This is a genomic window from Paenibacillus jamilae, from assembly GCF_050482105.1.
GTDB classification, from domain to species: domain Bacteria; phylum Bacillota; class Bacilli; order Paenibacillales; family Paenibacillaceae; genus Paenibacillus; species Paenibacillus jamilae_B.
In genome coordinates, this window is record NZ_JBCNHI010000011.1 from 384,173 (window position 1) to 403,948 (window position 19,776).

General features: G+C 48.8%; 3 protein-coding genes. All 3 read left to right on the forward strand.

What is annotated here, in order from left to right:
* Positions 1 to 31 precede the first annotated feature (31 nt).
* From ABEW32_RS09080 to ABEW32_RS09090, 3 genes are read left to right on the forward strand one after another with little or no spacing between them, the layout of a single operon-like run.
* Positions 32 to 7,165: an amino acid adenylation domain-containing protein gene (locus ABEW32_RS09080; protein WP_430186711.1), complete on the forward strand. Its 7,134-nt coding sequence runs from the start codon at positions 32 to 34 to the stop codon at positions 7,163 to 7,165.
* A gap of 13 nt (positions 7,166 to 7,178) precedes the next feature.
* Positions 7,179 to 8,426 (forward strand): ACP S-malonyltransferase, encoded by a 1,248-nt coding sequence (fabD, locus tag ABEW32_RS09085; RefSeq protein ID WP_019686391.1) that lies wholly within the window; start codon positions 7,179 to 7,181, stop codon positions 8,424 to 8,426.
* 33 nt (positions 8,427 to 8,459) lie between these two features.
* Entirely contained in the window at positions 8,460 to 19,775 is an 11,316-nt protein-coding gene (locus ABEW32_RS09090) for an amino acid adenylation domain-containing protein (protein WP_430186713.1), read from the forward strand.
* Position 19,776: the final 1 nt, after the last annotated feature.

Sequence of the window (19,776 nt, forward strand, 5' to 3'; positions counted from 1 at the left end):
CTCAGATAATGTACAAGATGGAGGTTTAGACATGGGAGAGAAGCAGGCCTATGATCTGTCTCATGGGCAGAAGCGGTTCTGGGTTCAGTCCCAACTGGACGCTCAGAGCAGCGCCTTTAACCAATCGGTAGCCGTTCGGATCAGACAAGCCGTGAATACCGCGTACTTACAGCAGGCCCTCCATATCATCGTTGAAAGGCATTTTATCCTTCGTACGGTGATTACAGTGGTCGAGGGTGTACCGAAGCAAGTGGTGCTGGAGCAAATGACCTTAAACGTGCCTGTCTCGGATGTGTCGGACATAGGGGAAGAAACAGCGTGGTCAGAGGTGCAAAAAGAAATACAGACCGTGATGAATCAGCCTTTTGATCTGGAGCAAAGTCCGTTATGGCGGGCACAGATCTATAAGCTGGCGGAAGACGACTATATTTTTCATATTTGTATGCATCACATGATTGAAGACGGTTGGTCTATGGATCTGTTTTTTCAGGAACTATTCCATATTTATCAGGCGTTGGAGCAAGAAACAAGCCTCCGTTTGCCAGATTTGCCAATTCAGTATATTGATTATGCACACTGGCAAAATCAGCAGGTGCTTACCGGAAAATTAAACTCACAGGAGCAATACTGGAAATCCCGATTGGACGGCGAATTACCAAGCCTTCAATTACCACTGGATTTCCCGCGTCCAACCGTCCGGAATGCACCGGCAGCAGTAGAAAAGGTCACTCTGGATACGGATTTATGCACGGGCTTGGAGCAGTTGAACCGCAGGTACGGAACCACCATGTTTATGTCGATCGTGGCCAGTCTGAATGTGTTATTGGCTCGACTAACTCAGCAGGAGGACATTATTATCGGTACTCCTGTGGCGGGGCGTAATCAAAAGCAGGTGCGCAATCTGATTGGTTTTTTTGTAAACACACTTGTGCTTCGGAATCGAATTTCACGTGATATTACTTTTTCCCAATTGTTACAGCAAGTCAAAGATGAATGCGCAGGAGCATATGCCCATCAGGACTATCCTTTTGATCAGCTATTGCAGGTATTGAACCGTCCGCGTCGCTTGAATCGTGCTCCGCTGTTTGATGTTCTGATTAATTTTGCAGCTGGGTCTAAAAGTGAAGAGAACTTCGGGGGAATCCCGATGGAACGAATCAAGCTAGGGAATGGTGCGGAAGCGAATGAATTTGACTGGACTGTGATTGTGGAGTCGGTGAACGACCAAATGGTCATTTCACTCAGCTATGGAACGGATCTGTTTACACCTTCAACGATGCGCAGGATTGGAGCATACCTCCGTAATATTATTGCAGGTGTCATTCAGGAGCCGGAGCAGCCCGTTTGGAAAATGGACTATATCGGGATAGAGGAACGGAGTGAAATGAATCGCATTAATGATACGCAGAAGACGTATCCGGCTGGAGTCACGATTACATCCTGCATCCAGGAGCAGGCTGCCCGTACCCCTTATGCAGTTAGTGTCGTGGACGGTAGCAAAGCGGTGACCTATGAGGAAGTGCATCTTCGTTCCAACCAATTGGGCCAATTGTTTAGCCGTTATGGAGTTCGTCCCAACTCGCTGGTTGCCGTTATGGGAGATCGGGATGTTCCATTGCTCACCGCTATTTTAGGGATTATGAAGGCAGGCGGGGCCTATGTCCCAATCGATCCCGATTATCCGCAATCACGAATAGAGTATATGCTCAACGACAGCTCGTGCCGCGTGCTTGTTACGGATTCACGCTATTTCGGGCAGATGTTAAGCCATTTGCCCGCCAGCATTGAAACCGTCATTTGTCTGGATGAAACGGTATGGGGAGAATCGGAGTGGATCGTTAGGCTGCGTGAGGTGCGAGGACAGGAAGCTTCATTTGTTCCTGTTAAGGTACAAGACATTCCCGTTCATGAGCTAGATTCGGAAAACATTCCAGGTGAGGATAATCTCGCTTATATCATGTACACTTCCGGCTCGACGGGACAGCCCAAAGGGGTGATGATGACCCATAAAGCTGTGCTGAATACATTATTTTGGCTGCAGGATACCTTTGCGCTGGGTGCAGACGATGTCATTGCGCAGAAGACGTCTACCAGCTTCACAGACTCGGTGTGGGAATGGTTCTGGCCGCTGATGGTGGGAGCCAAATTAACCATTGTACCCACCGATATCGTCAAGGACCCTGCACAGCTATATCCATTTATGAAGCGGGAAAAGGTAACAGTCACTCAATTTGTTCCTGCGCTTATGAGTGTTTTCTTAAGTGCTGTCCGCAGTGCGGGAGAAGCTCATCCATTGCCCAATTTAAAGTGGATTTTTAACGGGGGCGAAGCACTTCCGGTGAACGTCGTGCAGGAATGGTATTCCCTTTTTCGTACAGCTAAAATTGCCAATCTGTACGGCATGACGGAATCGGCTATCTATGCGACCCAGCATATCATTCAGCGCAAGCCAGATGAAGGTACATTACGTATTCCGCTGGGATTTCCGATTGCGAATACTCGTGTGTATGTGCTGGATCAGGACGGACAGCTTGCTGGGTACCATGTTCAAGGCGAAATTTGTATCGGCGGAACAGGACTCGCGAGCGGATATTGGGGCAAGCCGGATTTGACAGCCAAGGCCTTTACTACGCATCCTTTGACTGGAGAACGGCTCTATCGGACAGGAGACTTGGGCTGTCAGACGCCGGACGGACAATTCCAGTATTTTGGGCGTAAGGACGACCAGGTTCAGGTACGTGGCTTTCGCGTCGAAATGAAAGAGGTTGAGCAGGCGCTGGTCAGACTTCCGTGTATACGCGAGGCAGCGGTAATTGCACATATCGAGGAAACGGGATTAACCGGGTTAATCGGCTATTACACATTGCAGTCGCCCGAAATAACGGCAGAAGAGGTGCGCGAATATCTAAAGGAACGGCTTCCGGACTATATGGTTCCCGGTCTGTTGGTCCCGCTCGAAGCTATGCCTTTGACCCCTCACGGTAAAATCGACCGTAAGCATATGCCAGAGCCTGAGGGAAGAAGTCTCGCAGGAACAGAATATGTACCCCCAAGGGACGATATGGAGCAAGAATTGTCCGCTATTTGGGGAGAAATTTTGGACATAGCGCAAGTGGGTGTGCAGGACCCCTTTTTTGCATTGGGTGGACATTCGCTCAAGATGGCAAAAATGATTTACCGGATTCAGGAGCGCTTGCAAGTGAATGTGACGTTCAAAGAACTTTTTGACCATCAAACGATTCGTGAACTGGCAGATTTACTTCGTCAGAAGACTTCTGTTCATGCAGCTTCTATCGAACCGTTGCCTGAGCAGGAATATTACCCCGTTTCTGCCGCTCAAAGACGATTATATGTACTGCATCAGCTGGAAGGAGAAAGCTTGAGTAATCACGTGTTCACTGCCTGGCAATTGGAGGGTGTGATCCAACGAGAGCAGCTTGAGCGTATTATTCATACATTACTACTCCGCCATGAGGTATTTCGGACAGGTTTTACCTTGCTGGAGGGTGAGGTAGTACAACGGATTCATTCAGACGTGGCTTGGAAAATGGAATATACCGAAGGGTCGGCGGCTGATATGCCGCGAATTCAGCAATCGTTTTTACGTCCGTTTGATTTGCAACAGCCCCCGCTTTTACGTGTAATGCTTGTTCGACTCGCAGAGCAGAGCCATGTGCTGTTGCTGGATGTACATCATATTATTTTTGACGGTATATCTGCGACAGTACTTATTGATGAGTTCATCTCCCTAATGGAAGGAAGCCATCTGGAGGTACCGCGCATTCAGTATAAAGATTTTACTGCATGGCAGCATACACAGCTCAGCGGGGAACATTTGAAAGAACAGGAAGCATACTGGGTGGGATTGTTCGATGAGCAGCACACTGGACAGGAAGTCCCGCTTCTGAATCTGCCAGGAGATTATCCAAGACCAAGGCAACGGAGCTTTGCCGGAGGCTCGTTGGAATTTAGCCTTCCTTCAGCAAGTGCAACAAGCTTGCGAGAGCTGGCCATGGAGAGTGGCGCCACGTTATTTATGGTTTTGCTTGCAGCATACAATGTATTTTTGTCCCGCTACAGTGGACAGGAGGACATCGTGGTGGGTACGCCAGTAGCCGGGAGATCACATGTTCAGCTGGAACGGATGCTCGGTATGTTTGTGAATACACTTGCGTTACGAAATGCTCCCGTACAGGAGAAGACCTTCCGGCAGTTTTTGAACGAGGTTAAAGACAATGCATTGAATGCGTTTGAACATCAGGACTATCCCTTTGATATGCTTGTCAATCGCTTGCATCTTCAGCGGGATTTAAGCAGAAATCCGCTGTTTGACACCATGTTTCGGCTGCAAAACTTTATGGATGTCAGCAGGGAGATACCAGGGCTACAAGTAAAGCCTTATCCGCTGGAAAGCTCTTTTGCTTCATTTGATTTGATGCTGACTGTCGTGGAGCCAATCGCCCAGAATGAAGGCAATGATGGACAGGCTGGACTACATTGTACCTTTGAATACAGCTCGGAACTGTTCAGCGAGCAGACTGTTCGCCAGATGGCGCAGCATTTCATTGAATTGGCGGCTCAACTGGCTTCACAGCCAGACCGTCCTCTATATGCTGCCAGCCTGCTGACTTCTGCGGAGGAATCGCATATTCTTGTCGCTCGCAATGCGACTGAGTTTGCGTTTCCGGCTGACAAGCTGATGCATCATCTGTTTGAAGAGCAGGCTGCACGGATACCGGATGCCATAGCGGTAGAATGTGGGGACCGCCGTATAACCTATGGTGAGCTCGATATGCTGTCCAATCAGATGGCGAGAACCTTGCGTAGCAAAGGAGCGGGCGTGAATAGGGTGGTTGCCTTGCTGCTGGAACGATCAGTAGATTTGCTGATAGGGATGCTCGGGATCTTAAAGGCAGGAGCCGCCTATTTGCCGATCGACCCCGATTATCCTGCAGCGCGCATTGCCTACATGCTGGAAGAGAGCGGAGCGCAATGGCTTATAAGTCGGGACACGTTACTGAAAGGACTTGATTTTAGAGGCGAAGTCATTTCATTGAATGATGAGAATATATACCGACAGGATGGAAAAAAACTAGAGATTGCACAGCCGAGTCCGAACGATTTGGCGTACATGATTTTCACCTCAGGCTCGACCGGAAATCCGAAGGGCGTAATGATTCGTCAGGAAGCTATCGTTAACTTGATCTATGGGATTACCGAGCGTATTCCGTTTGCTGAAGGGCAGACCTTCTTTTCGGTAACGACGGCCGCGTTTGATATTTTTGTATTGGAAACGTTGCTGCCTTTGGCAAAAGGGCTAAGGGTAGTGCTATCTACAGCAGAAGAGCAGGCTAATGCTGAACTGCTCCTGGAAGCTATTCGCCGAACAGGCCCGCATTTGCTGCAAATGACACCTTCGCGGCTCCAGCTTTTGCTTATGCACCCGGCAGCCCAAGAGGGTCTGCACACATTGCAGATCATGATGGTGGGAGGCGAGGCTTTACCACAGTCGCTGCTACGTCAGACACAGGATATGACGACTGCACGCATATTTAACATGTACGGCCCAACTGAAACTACAGTCTGGTCAACTGTGCAGGAGCTTACCCAGTTGGAGCGAGTGACCGTAGGTACGCCGATAGCGAACACACAAGTATATATCCTGAATAGTCAGTTCCAGCCCGTGCCTGATCTTGTAGCGGGTGATCTCTGGATTGGAGGCAAAGGGCTGTCAGCCGGTTATGACAAGCGTCCTGAACTGACAGCGGAGAAGTTCAAAGCTAATCCGTTCCGATTCGGTGAGCGACTGTTTAAGACTGGAGATCTGGCGCGGTGGCTGCACCATGGCGAGCTTGAAGTATTGGGCCGCATGGATGACCAGGTCAAAGTCCGTGGTTACCGGGTAGAGCTAGGGGAAATTGAACAAGCGCTGCTGACTCATCCCAGCATTCGGGAAGCTGTAGTCATTCAGGACAAATCGGATGAACAGGGGAGCAGTCCTCTTAGTGCCTATTGGATAGGTGAACAGACTTTATCGGTGAGTGAGCTGCGTAATCATTTGCTTGCCCGACTGCCGGAATATATGATTCCGTCGCATTTTATTATGTTGTCGGAGATGCCTTTAACGCCGAATGGAAAAATAAACCGTCGAATGCTGCCTAAGCCGGATCATAACCGTCCTCTTCTCGAAGTGGAATATGCGTCACCTGCTACAGAGGTGGAATTGCAGGTCAGCCGGATTTGGGAAGAAGTATTGCACAGAAGCGAACTTGGCATCCACGATAATTTCTTTGAGCTGGGGGGCAATTCGGTGTTGCTCATTCAAATGAATGCTCGTCTCCAGCAAATCTATCCAGGGAAAATCAATGTGGCGGACTGCTTCGCCTATCCGACGATTGCAAGACTTTCCGATTTTCTGGAACAGCAGCAAAAAGAACAAGCATGGACGGATGCAGAACAAGAACGCTATGAGCGTCAGGAGCACTACTGGCGTCGTTATTTGGTCGAACCGTTACCTTCTATTCCGTGGAATGAAGCGATGCGAGCTGCTGGAGGGGCAGATGGTCAGGCTACGTTCACTTTTACCTTACCTACTGACCTGCTGACCGTGTTACAGAAAGCCGTTTGGCGTCAGGATTTTGCCCTATCAGACTTGCTACTGACCGTTTACACGTATGTATTGTCACAAATGACAGGCCAGTCTGAGCTTATAGTGCTTATCGGGGAAGGACACCCATATCCCAATAAAAAACCATCAATGCAACGTGAACCTTCTGTTTATACGGCTGTACAGCCTACCGGGGAGAGCTTGTATCCACTGCGTGTACGATTGATGGAAAATGATGATTTTAGCGTCCTGTGCAAAGAGGTTGCGAGTCATCGCCAAAAAGCGAAAGAGACAGACCTTTACCCGATCCCTGTCATGTTGCCGAATGGAGAAGGAAACGCCGATCCATCTGCTTTTCACCCTTGTGTGTTTTTGAATCACACGCCAGCGGGACATGAAGTGACCCGACAATTGGACTGGGTGATTTATATGGATGTGCGTGCGGAGCAGGTACGGTTCCTGTGCGAATATCAAGCTGGAAAACTAAACAAGACTTGGGCGGAACAATTGATGAAGGCCTATGTCCACGTCCTGCACAAGATTGCTGACCTACTATAAGGAGGATGGAACGATGAAAAAATTAGGTTTTTTATTCCCGGGACAAGGCTCCCAATATGTAGGCATGGGTCAAAGCTTATACGATGAATATTCAGTAGCGAGAGAGACCTTTGAAGAGGCCGAAGAAGCACTGGGGTTTGATCTGAAGTCCCTATGTTTCACAGGTTCCATGGATGAGTTGACTCAGACCGCTAATGCGCAGCCCGCCATTTTGACCGTGAGCATTGCTGCTTATCGGGTATTGATGCAGGAATTGAAGCTTGCGCCATCCCTGGTAGCGGGTCACAGTCTGGGAGAATTTTCGGCATTGGTCAGTACAGGGGCGCTTGCTTTTTCGGATGCGGTGAAAATAGTACGTCAGCGAGGTATTCTGATGCAGGAAGCCGTCGCCCCTGGTGCAGGAGCGATGCTGGCGGTAGTCGGGAGTCATGAGCGTGAGGTGGAGGAGGTGTGCCAGCAAGCCTCTTCAGGTGGTGTGTCGGTCGGCATTGCAAATTATAATTCCTCCGAGCAGCTTGTTATTTCGGGCCATACTCCCGCGCTGGAGAAGGCCGAAGAGGAATTAAACCGTAGAGGAATCAAAACGGTTCGTCTTAAGGTGGGCTTTCCGTTCCATACGAATTTAATGCGGAGCGCTGCGGGCAAGTTTCGGGATGAGCTGGAGAGATATGATTATGGCCGTTTTCAATGGCCTGTGCTCTCTAATGTTACAGCGACACCCTATACAGATCGTCGTTATATCATATCTAACCTAACGTCGCAGATGGCCCAGCCTGTGCAATGGTATAAAAGCGTTCAATACATGTTGAATCAGGGCGTGAATCATTTTATAGAAATCGGTCCCAAAACTGTGCTGAGAAATTTAATGACAGGTATCACTTCCACAGCTCAATCCTTTGCCTTTGAGCATCCCTCCGGTCTGGAATTGCTACGGAATGCTGATATGGAGTGCAAGCCGGATGGGTTGGGGCTTGTGACCTCCTGCATCGCGATTGCTGTTTCAACCCAAAATCGGAACTGGAACAATGACGAATATGAGCAGGGTGTAGTTGTTCCATATAAAGAATTGCAAAATATGCGTGAACAATTGATTGCGACCGGGACCGAGCCGACGATTGAACAAATGCAGCAAGCTCTGGACAAGCTAAAGTCCATTTTTGAAACTAAATTAACGCCTGCGGAACAACGGGCTGAGCGGTTTGAGCAAATTTTCAGCAATACGCATACACGCGAATTATTTCCCGCGTTTCAGGTCAGCTAATTGCAGCGAACATGAGGAACGGAAGGGGGTACGATGATGACAAAAACAGGATTCAATCTGGCGGCTCTTCAATTTAGTGAACAGGATTTTCTGGATGCAGGTCCGATCGCGGTCAATGAGCTGCGAGATTCGGATATTGCAGTCATCGGAATGAGCTGCAAAATTGCCGAAAGTGAAAATGCAGCTCAGTTTTGGGAGCTTCTGCGGGCGGGGCAGGACGCTATACGTCCTTTTCCTGCCAGTCGCAAAAAGGAGCTGGAGAGTCTCTTCCAAGTCGGACTGTTGAATGAACAAACGGCACTAAATGAAGGTGGGTTTTTGGAGGAGATCGACAAGTTTGATTATCCCTTTTTTCAACTTTCTCCAGCAGAAGCACGGTTAATGGACCCGAACCAGCGCTTATTTTTGGAGTCTGCTTGGACTGCACTGGAAGATGCAGGATATGGTGGCAACAAGCTTTCCGGTAGCCGGACGGGAGTCTATGTCGGCTTCAGTAGTGATTTTGGCGAGGAGTACAAGCGTTTTGTTGCAGAAATGGCACCTTCCTTAGCTTCCTCAGCGATTCCAGGCAATATCCATTCCATGATTGCCAGTCGAATCGCCTATCTATTGGACTTAAAAGGACCCAGTCTGTTGGTGGATACAGCGTGTTCTTCTTCTTTGGTGGCTATTCACCTGGCCTGTCGGGATTTGCGGCACGGGGATTGCGATACGGCGATTGCTGGGGGAGTAAAAATTACACTTGTACCTGTAAAAGAGGGAAAAGGCGGGGGGCTCGGTGTAGGCTCCTCGGATGATCGAACGAGAACATTCGACAGCATTTCGGATGGCACAGGTGGGGGAGAAGGTGTGGCCGCAGTTTTGCTCAAGCCCTTGAAGCGGGCCATTCAGGATCACGATCATATTTATGCTGTCATTAAAGGAAGTGCTGTGAACAATGACGGAACTTCCGCCGGGATTACGGCGCCCAATTCGCTGGCCGGAGAGGATGTCATTGTACAGGCCTGGAAGGATGCTGGGATTGACCCAGATACCATTACATATATTGAAGCTCACGGGACAGGCACCAAACTGGGTGACCCAGTAGAGATTGATGGTATACGGAGAGCCTTTCGGCAGTATACCGACCGGAAGCAATTTTGTGCTATAGGCTCAGTCAAAACTAATGTGGGTCACTTGGATAACAGTGCGGGAATCACGGGCTTTTTAAAAGCAGTGCTCGCTTTGAAGCATGCAGAAATCCCGGCGAGCCTGCATTTTACCTGTCCGAACCCGGACATCAGCTTTATTGATTCACCTGTATATGTGAACGATAAGCTGCAATCTTGGCCCAAGGAGGATTTTCCGCGGCGCTGCGGAGTAAGCTCGTTCGGCCTGAGTGGTACGAACTGTCATGTCGTTCTGGAGGAAGCTCCGGCATGGGCTGACATGCAGGACGGTGGTCAGTTGGGGCAGGGAACCGCAGAGACGATTCAGCTTTTTACGTTGTCTGCCAAAAATGAAACCGTGCTTGCAGCCTATGTGAAGCAATATCAGCAATATGTCACAGAACCCCAAGCCTATCCGTTACGCGATCTTTGTTACACCGCCAATACGGGACGGGGGCACCATAGTTATCGTTTGGCGATTTTATGCCGGGACTGGGATGATCTGGGGGCAAAACTGGCTCAGATTCAGATCTCAGCCTTTGGCTCCAGCGGACAAGCACAACAAGGAGAGCTGGTACCGGGCGTATATTTTGGACGTCATAAGGTGATATCTGCACAAAAGGAAAAAGAAGCGGGTGAGCTTACGCTGGAGGAAGCCAGAAATCTGACAGCTTCAGCCCAAGAGAAACTGACCCAGTCCCCAATCGAACTTCACACCCTGGATTCTCTGTGCCGTATGTATGTTGAGGGGGCAGATGTGGAATGGGGGAGGATATATGAAGACAAAGCTTGCCACAGACGAAGCATTCCCACCTATCCTTTTGAACCTAAACGATGCTGGGTGGAAGTAGAGGAAAAGGCTATAGTCTCGCAAGCTTCCCAAGTTCGTAAATTCACAGAGTTGGAAAAAATGCACCCGCTTTTGGATCGTTGTTTGGCAGAAACCGAGGGACAGGATATTTATCTGACACGCTTCTCTGTGGGGAGTCATTGGGTACTAAGCGAGCACAAGATAATGGAAAGCTGTATTGTACCGGGAACCACTTATCTGGAAATGGTTAGAGCAGGGCTGGAAAAATACAAGCGTCCAGGCAAGGTGCTGGAACTGTATGACGTTCAGTTTATTTCTCCGCTCATTTTGGAAGTGGAGGAAGAAAGAGAAGTACACACCATTTTGCAGCAGGAAGGTGAGACGTTTTCGTTTAAGGTGATAAGCCGAACGGGACTCTCAACTCAGCCGTGGGAACAGAATTGGGTAAGGCATGCACAGGGGCGGGCGATGTTTGTACAGGCTAGCCACCCTGTTATGAATCTGGACGATATTCGGACTGAATGTAACGATCAGGAAGTAGTAGTGGGCGAGAATCATGCTGAAGCAGCAGATGCCTTTTCATTCGGTCCGCGATGGGAGACATTGCAGACGATTGCAATTGGAACAGACCAAGTGCTGGCTAGACTGGAGCTGCCCGCAGCCTATCATATGGACTTGAGACAATACGTGCTCCATCCGGCTTTGTTGGATGTGGCAGTCGGGGTAGCAAGCCAGAGCTTGGGAAATGGTCTGTTCTTGCCATTTTCATATCAAAAGCTGCGTATTTACGACTCACTCCCACAGCATTTTTACAGCTATCTGCGTAAAAAAAGCAAGGTTAGAGAAAGTGGAGAAATTTTAACGGTAGATGTGCTCATTTTGGATGCTGAAGGTCAGGTACTGGTGGAAATTGAAGACTATGCTGTCAAACGTGTACACGAGGCGGATTTCAAACGAAATCGGTACACAGAACATCATAAATATCATCAGCTTGTATGGAAAAAGAAAGAAGAAGCACACGCCAGGCAAGAAGCAGATACAGTAACCCGGACCACAAATGATTCGGTATTCCCCACGCCGCTGGAAACGATTTTATTATTCACAGATAACCGTCCGATCGGTGTAACGCTGCGTGGACAGTTGGCCCAAGAAGGGTATGATGTGGTCGAAGTAAAGCGGGGAGCCAGCTTTGCTAAACTGTCAGACCATGCTTACTTTTCTAATGGTACCGAGGAAGATCATATACACCTGTTGACAGAGGTGCGATGCCGGAACGCTAAGAAACTGATATATCTCTGGAGCGGGCAGTCTATGGTTCAGCTATTTCATCTGGCCAAGGCAATCACACAGATCAAGCCTGCTGTTCAGGAACTGACAGTGATCGCTGAGCAGGCTTATAAAGTGAACGGATTGGAAAATGAATTAAAGCCGGAACATGCGGGCTTGTTTGGACTGGCCCGGGTCATCGGTCAGGAATATCCCGATTTGACTTGCCGTTGTCTTGATATAGATACGAGCACCCGGATTTCCGACATCACTCACTCCTTATGGCACGGAGATAATGATACATTTCTGGCCGCTTGGCGTAACGGAGAACGTTATGTAGAGCAAATTGAGCCCGTGGATTTGACGGAAAGTGAGGCTGACCCGATTACGATCAGACCGCAGGGAGTCTATGTTATTACTGGTGGTACTGGCGGGCTGGGGTTGGCAGTCGGCCAATGGCTTGCTGCTAAAGGGAAGATCACACTGGGATTACTGGGCCGCACTCAATTGCCGCCCAAAGAGCAATGGGAAATCATTGCAAACCCAGACTCGAACATCAGTCCAAGCTTTAGGCAGAGTTCAAAGCCGAATATGGATACAAGAATGCTGAATACGATTACCGTCTTACTGGAATTGGAACGGCAGGGAGCTCAGGTAGAATACTATGCCGTCGATGTAGCTGACGAGGCGGCAATGAAGCAAGCTGTGAATGAACTTCGCCACAAGTATGGGGCTATTCACGGTATTATCCATGCTGCGGGTGTGGCTGGAGACGGTTTTATAGCGCGCAAGAGCCAGGATCGCTTCAACGAGGTATTGGCTCCAAAGATCACAGGTACACATGTGCTTGACCGAATTACGGCTGCGGATACACTGGACTTTTTTATTGTATTTTCATCCGTCACTTCACTGATGGGTGGACCAGGGCAAAGCGACTATACGGCGGCCAACGCCTATCTGGATGCCTTTGCCGAATGGCGGAATCAGTCTGGTCGTCGCACACTTTCTATCAACTGGGCTCCTTGGCGGGAAATCGGGATGGCTTTTGAGCACAAGGTTGATTTCCAGGAGAGCCTATTTCGTGCTCTGTCTACGCAGGAAGGACTGGCTGCTCTTGAGCAATTATTGCTTCATCCCGTTTCACGTGTCATTGTGGGTGGCTTGCAATACGCTCAGGTGGCCGCATTCGATTCTGCTGCCATTCCTTTCGGTTTATCTCATGAAATGCGCGCTATTTTGGAACGTCATCGTCGACTTCTCCATAACCATACGGTCATGTCATCCGATGCTGTGCGTCGTCCCGTACAGTTGCATGGTCGAGGAACAGGAGAATACAGCTCATCGGAAAAGGTGATCGCCAGCATATGGGCGGATGTGCTGGGACTTGATGAGCTGAACATTTATGACAGCTTTTATGAACTGGGAGGAGACTCCCTGATTGCCAGTAAAATGGTGGGACAGATGAATCAAAGCTTGTCTACAAAAGTAGATATCAGCGATATTTTCAATTATATGACAGTTCACGAATTAGCCCTATATACAGATAGAGAAGCAAAGCAGCCCCTTGTGTCGGAAACGGAGTTGCCTTCACTCCCATCAGCCAGCCCAAATCTGATCATTCATCGCTCGCAACAACGTGAGGTGTATCCTTCTTCATCGACACAGCGTCGATTTTATATGATGCGTCAGATGGCAGGGCACAGCACCTTGAACAACCTATGCAGTGCGATGACCATCACGGGTAATCTAGATCATCATCGGTTGGAGGAAGCCATATATGCGGTGATTCGGCGTCACAGCTCTCTGCGCACCGCTTATGAACTGCGGGATAACGAACTGGTACAGATCGTGTACCCAGAGGTAGATTTTTCGCTGGAATATAGCGAAGGGGACGGGCGCAAGCTTGAGGCGTATGTGGACGAATTTATCCGTCCCTTTGAGCTGAACCGTGCACCGCTTTTAAAGGCAAAGCTGGTACGGCTGGAGGAGGATGTTCACCTCTTTTTGTGTGATATTGACCATATTGCAGCTGATGGAGCCTCGATTGGAATTTTATTAAGTGAGATGATACGGGGCTATTCAGGATATGATCTGCCGCAACTGCCTATCCAATATACCGATTATATACTTTGGCAAAATCAGCGTCTGGACAGTGCCGAAATGAAAAAGCAGGAGGAATACTGGCTGGACGTATTTAAGGGGACGCTGCCTGTACTTGATTTGCCTACAGATGAGCCGCGGGCCGCGCAAATGAGCAACGCCGGGGATGTTTATACATTTGATATAAGCGAGGAATTAACAGCTTTGGTTAAAGAAACAGCGGTACAGCATGGAGTTACGCTCTTTATGCTTCTGTACGCTGCTTATAGTACATTATTGGCGAAATATGCAAACCAGGAAGAAATCATTATTGGCACGCCAAGCGCAGGTCGTCAATCCGAAGAGACTCAGCACATGATTGGGCTGTTCATCAATACGCTGGCCCTACGGACTGCTCCATCTGAAGATAAGCCGTTCGCAATGTATTTGCAGGAGGTTAAGACACACGCGCTTGAAGCATATAAGCATGAGGATTATCCCTTTGAAATGCTGTTGAATCAGCTTGACGTGCCGCGAGATCGAAGCCGGAATCCGCTATTTGATGTTCAGTTTATTTCCCAGAACTTTAAGGGTGAACCGATGAGCATCGACGGGCTTTGCTTTACTCCATTGGAAGCTAAAATGGAGGCTGTACAGGTCGATTTAACGGTCATATGGCTTGAAAATGAAGATAAGCTGCGTTTTCACTTTGAATATGCGACCCAATTGTTCAAGGAAGAGAGCATACGGCGACTTGCCACGTATTACGAAAATCTTTTACAAGAAATCGTTGCGGATGCTTCACGCCCGATTGGCCTCATTTCCATGAATCATGCGGAAGAAAAGCAGCGATCCCTGTACGAGTGGAATCAAACCCAGGTGAATTATCCGCAGGAAAAGCTGGTTCACCAGTGGTTTGAAGAGCAGGCTGAACAGCACCCTGATCGGATTGCTGCCGTTTATGGACAGTATTCATTGACATACAGTCAATTGAATACTAGAGCTAATCAGCTAGCCCGGCACTTGCTTACCTATCAGTTGGCACCAGACCAAGCGGTTGGTATTTTGATTCCCCGTTCGCTGGATATGCTGACCAGCATGCTAGCTGTGCTCAAGGCAGGAGCAGCCTATGTCCCAATGGACCCTGAGCATCCAGCGGAGCGGGTGGCCTATATGGTGGAGGACAGTGGCATAACTGTGCTCCTAACTTCTGCGGATAGCATCAGCATAACCTCACCTCGTTTTACAGGGGCTGTCGTTGATGTAAGTAATCCGGCCTTGTACACCGGAGATACGGATAATATAGCTTTGGCGGGCAATGAGCCTCTGGCCTCCCACCATCTGGCGTATATTTTGTACACGTCGGGATCATCCGGTAAGCCCAAAGGTGTGATGGTAGAGCACAGAAATGTAACGAATTATATCACGGCTTTTCAGCATGAGTTCCACTTAACAGCTGAAGACGTGGTGCTCCAGCAGGCAGCCATTACCTTTGATGCATCCGTGGAGGAAATATACCCTACATTGGCAGCAGGCGGAACGCTGGCTATGGTTTGTCGGGATGAACTGAAGGACATCCAATTGCTCAATCATTTCATTCGCCAGCAGCAAGTGACAGTGGTCAGTGCCTCGCCATTTATTTTGAATGAGCTGAATCAACTGCCCCCTTTCCCGCATATTCGTGTTTATATTAGCGGTGGGGATGTGCTGAAAAGTGAATATGTTACCCGCTTGCTGCGCTCCGCAAAGGTCTACAATACGTACGGACCGACAGAAGCGACCGTCTGTGCGACCTATTATCGTGTGCCCGATACTCCAGATGTTCATCCGCTGCCTATCGGACGACCTGTTGCCAATGCTGCGGTATACATCATGAATCGCAATAGTACGGATGTTATGCCTATCGGGGTACCCGGTGAAATCTGTATCTCAGGCCGAGGGGTTACACGCGGCTACATGAATCGCCCCGAGCTGACGGAGCAGCAGTTTGTAGCAAACCCATGGATATCGGGCGAACGGATGTACAAAACGGGTGATCTGGGCAGATACCTCGAAGATGGGCAAATTCAATTTTTAGGAAGAAAAGATCAGCAGGTTAAAGTGCGGGGCTATCGTATCGAACCGGGCGAGATTGAAAAATCGTTGCTCCAGCACCCGCATATACAAGATGGGGTTGTGCTGGTGCAGGAAGCCCTACCAGGTATGCAAGAGCTATGCGCCTACATCGTGACAGATCAGGAGTTATCGGTGGCAGAACTGAAGGCCCATCTGTCGGCAACCTTGCCTGATTATATGATTCCGTCTTACTTTGTTCGAGTCGATGCAATCCCTTTAACACATCATGGAAAAATCGATCGTCATGCTTTACCGCAGGTAAATGAAAGCATCAAGGTCGGCACGACCTATGTACAGCCAGCTACACCTCTGGAAGAGCGCCTGGTTGAGCTTTGGTCGGAAATCCTGCACCGGGAGCAGATTGGTACACAGGATGATTTTTTCCTGCTGGGTGGACAATCCTTACTGGCAACCAAGCTGGTCTATCTTATTAATCAAGCATGGAATGTAAATCTGTCGCTGCGTGATTTCTTCCGGGCAGGCACGGTTCAAGGGTTAGCGAAATACATCGAGGAAATTCAATCGGGTCGTGAACTCGGAATAGTAGTGGAACAAAACGGATTAATTAAGCCCTTTAATCTCCGACAAAAGCCATTGTTCCGCATTCAGGTTATTCACCAGCCCGCAAACCGTCATTTGCTGTTCATTGATATGCATCATATTATTACGGACGGTCTTTCTCAAGAAATTATCGTTGAGGAATTTGCTCGTTTATACGGTGGCATGAACTTGCCGGAATTGACGATCCAGTATAAAGATTACGCTGTGTGGCAACGTGAGTTTATGAACAGTGCGGAATTCCGGCAGCAGGAGCAGTTCTGGCTGGAGCTTTTTCAAGGGGAAATTACAGAACTGCAATTGCCTACGGATTATTCACGCCCCGATGAGAGAAGAGGTGAGGGACGAGCCGTTCATTTTGAGCTGGATCAGGAATGGACGTGGAGATTAAAACGCTTTGCCCTGCAACACAATGCCACAGTATTTATGGTTTTATTGGCGGTCTACAACCTATTGCTGGCCAAAGCCAGCGGGCAGGAAGATATTATCGTCGGTATTCCGGTATCCGGCAGAACCCATGCAAGTCTAAGTCCCCTGGTGGGTATGTTCGTCAATACGTTAGCCCTTCGCAACACGCCGAAGAAGGACATGACGGTGCAGGAATTTTTAATGCAGGTCAAGGAACATTCTCTTCAGGCTTTTGAGCATCAGGACTATCCATTTGAGCAACTGGTTGAGAAGCTGAATTTGGCTGGCCGAACAAGCCATAATCCGCTGTTCGATACCATGTTTGCAATATTGAACGAGTCTTCCCGTACCATCGTGGAATTACCTGGCCTGAAATTGACCCCATGTGATGAGGTGGAATATACAGGAGCACAATTTGATTTAACATTTACCGCAGCCATGACCGACCAGCATGTCGAATGTATCCTTCAATACGATGTAGATCTCTTCACTGAGAAGACGGTTGAACGCTTGAGCCGGGAATATGTTCAAATCTTACGTTCGATCCTTATCGATCCACAGCAAAAGATTGGAGAGCTTCGAATAGAAGAGGTGGCTGTTAACCCGAATGAGCATTACCAAGAGAAAGAACTTGAGCCCATAGGTGTCCATAAGGAAGAGGCTTGGACGAATGAGCTTGCGGTTGCACTTTCGGATTCGGTGAGTGAGGCAGAATGGAAGACGCTCGTCCACGATTTCAACCAGACAGAGATGGATATGGGATCTATAAAGCTATTGCATCAATACTTTGAGGATCAAGCAAGTCGTAACCCTGAACAGATCGCTCTCATTTCCGGTCAACAGCAGATCAGCTACCAGGAAATGAATCGGCGGGCGAATCTGGTCGCACATACTTTACTGGACTCCGGCACCCAGCCAGAGCAAGTAGTAGCTATAGTTATGGAGCGCTCACCGGAAATGATTGTTGCTTTGTTAGGCGTGTTAAAAGCAGGGGCGGCATATCTTCCCATCCATCCAACCGATCCGAAGGAACGGATTCGCTATATCCTGGTAGACGCTGGTGCCGAGTGGATTCTGACCCATCAGCGCTGCCATGACAACTGGATGGATGAAGAAATTCAGCGGGTCATCGACGTTGATTTATTGTGTCAGGATCAGCGAGAATGCGGTAATCCAGAGCTTGTCATTGAGCCTGATCATCTGGCCTATGTCATCTTTACCTCCGGCTCAACCGGGCAGCCCAAAGGGGTAATGGTGGAACACCACGCCTTTAGTTCACGAGTGGTATGGCTGGCACAACAGCTTGAATTAAGTGAGCAGGACACAGTGCTGCAAAAAGCATCCTATACCTTTGATGGTTCCATCGTCGAACTGTTCAGCTGGTTTATGGGCGGAGGACGATTGGTATTACTGGAGGCTGGTGGAGAAACGGATACCCGTCAAATGCTGGATACCATTCACATGCATCAGGTTACGGTGGCTTTCTTCATTCCTACTGTGCTGCAAATGTTTTTGTCAGAGCTTTCAGTCGAGGATACGCTTCAGGCAGCCACTTTGCGTTGGGTCATGTCAGGAGGCGAACCGTTAGGCCAGGAGCAAGTGCGAAACTTTAATCTGAAGTTTCCGGAGGCAAAATTACTGAATCTGTATGGACCTACGGAAGCCAGTGTGTTTGCAACAGCCTATACGTGTACATCTGTATCTTCGGAAGGTCCAATTTCCATCGGACGACCCGTGGGCAATACTCGGGCCTATATTCTAAACCAGGAACTGGCATTGGTAGGTTTGGGACAGGTAGGAGAGCTTTGTCTGGGAGGGCGCCATCTGGCACGCGGGTATGTACATCTGGATGAACTTACGGCAGAGCGTTTTATTCCCAATCCTTTTGTACCAGGTGAGCGAATCTATCGTACAGGCGATCTTGCCCGTATGCTACCTGACGGCGAGCTTGTTTACTTGGGACGGTCGGATCAAATGGTGAAAATCGGGGGCTACCGGATTGAAACGGGCGAGATTGAAACAGCTCTTTTGCAACATACGGCTATTCAACAGGCGGCTGTGCTGGATTGGACAGATGAACAGGGCAACAAGTATTTGTGTGCTTATCTGGTTATGCAAAGCGACTGTACCGTTCGAGATTTACGGGCATTTTTGCTGGAACGATTGCCAGAATATATGATCCCTTTACGTTTTATGAGGGTCGATAACATGCCCCTTGGTTCCAGCGGAAAGCTGGACCGTAAGGCGTTAGATACCTTGGGGATTGAGCTGTCTTCCGGTAAAGAACATACACCGCCACGTGACGAAATGGAACAGAAACTGGTCCTGTTGTGGACGGACATTTTCAAAACAGGCGCAGTAGGTATAGATGATCATTTCTTTGAGTTCGGTGGAGATTCGTTGCTGGCTCACCAATTCATTTTGCGTGTGCGTCAAACGTTGGCTATTGAGATGATTTTAAAGGATCTTTTTGCAGCTCCGACCATTCGACAACTTTCGGATCTCATACGCTCCAGAAGAGTTGAATGCCATCACGGGGTTGAAGAGACGATCTGTTCTTTGATCCCTGCTGCCGCTCCGAGTGCCTATTATCCAGCCTCATCTGCTCAAATGCGTCTTTTTATGATGCACGAGCTGAATCCAGAGGATCTGAGCTACAATCTACCAGGCGCCATTATGCTGGAAGGAGAGCTGGACATCGCCAAACTTCAAGAAGCCTTCCAAGCGCTTATCCAGCGGCATGAAGCTTTTAGGACAACATTTGATGTGATCAACGGTGAAATTATCCAGCAGATTCATGAATTTGTTCCATGTAAAATTGAGTTTTTCAAAACAGAGGAAACGGAGATCAGCAACATACTACGGGGCGATGGAAAGCTCACAAAGGAAGTCGTCCCTGTTCAGCAGCATGCACTGTCATCGGTAAAAGTAGAGAAAAAAGAACGCCGACGGAGGGAGATTTAGC

Coding starts and splice junctions, on each gene's coding strand:
- ABEW32_RS09080 (WP_430186711.1), top strand. CDS start 32: ATGGGAGAGAAGCAGGCCTATGATCTGTCTCATGGGCAGAAGCGGTTC.
- fabD (WP_019686391.1), top strand. CDS start 7,179: ATGAAAAAATTAGGTTTTTTATTCCCGGGACAAGGCTCCCAATATGTA.
- ABEW32_RS09090 (WP_430186713.1), top strand. CDS start 8,460: ATGATGACAAAAACAGGATTCAATCTGGCGGCTCTTCAATTTAGTGAA.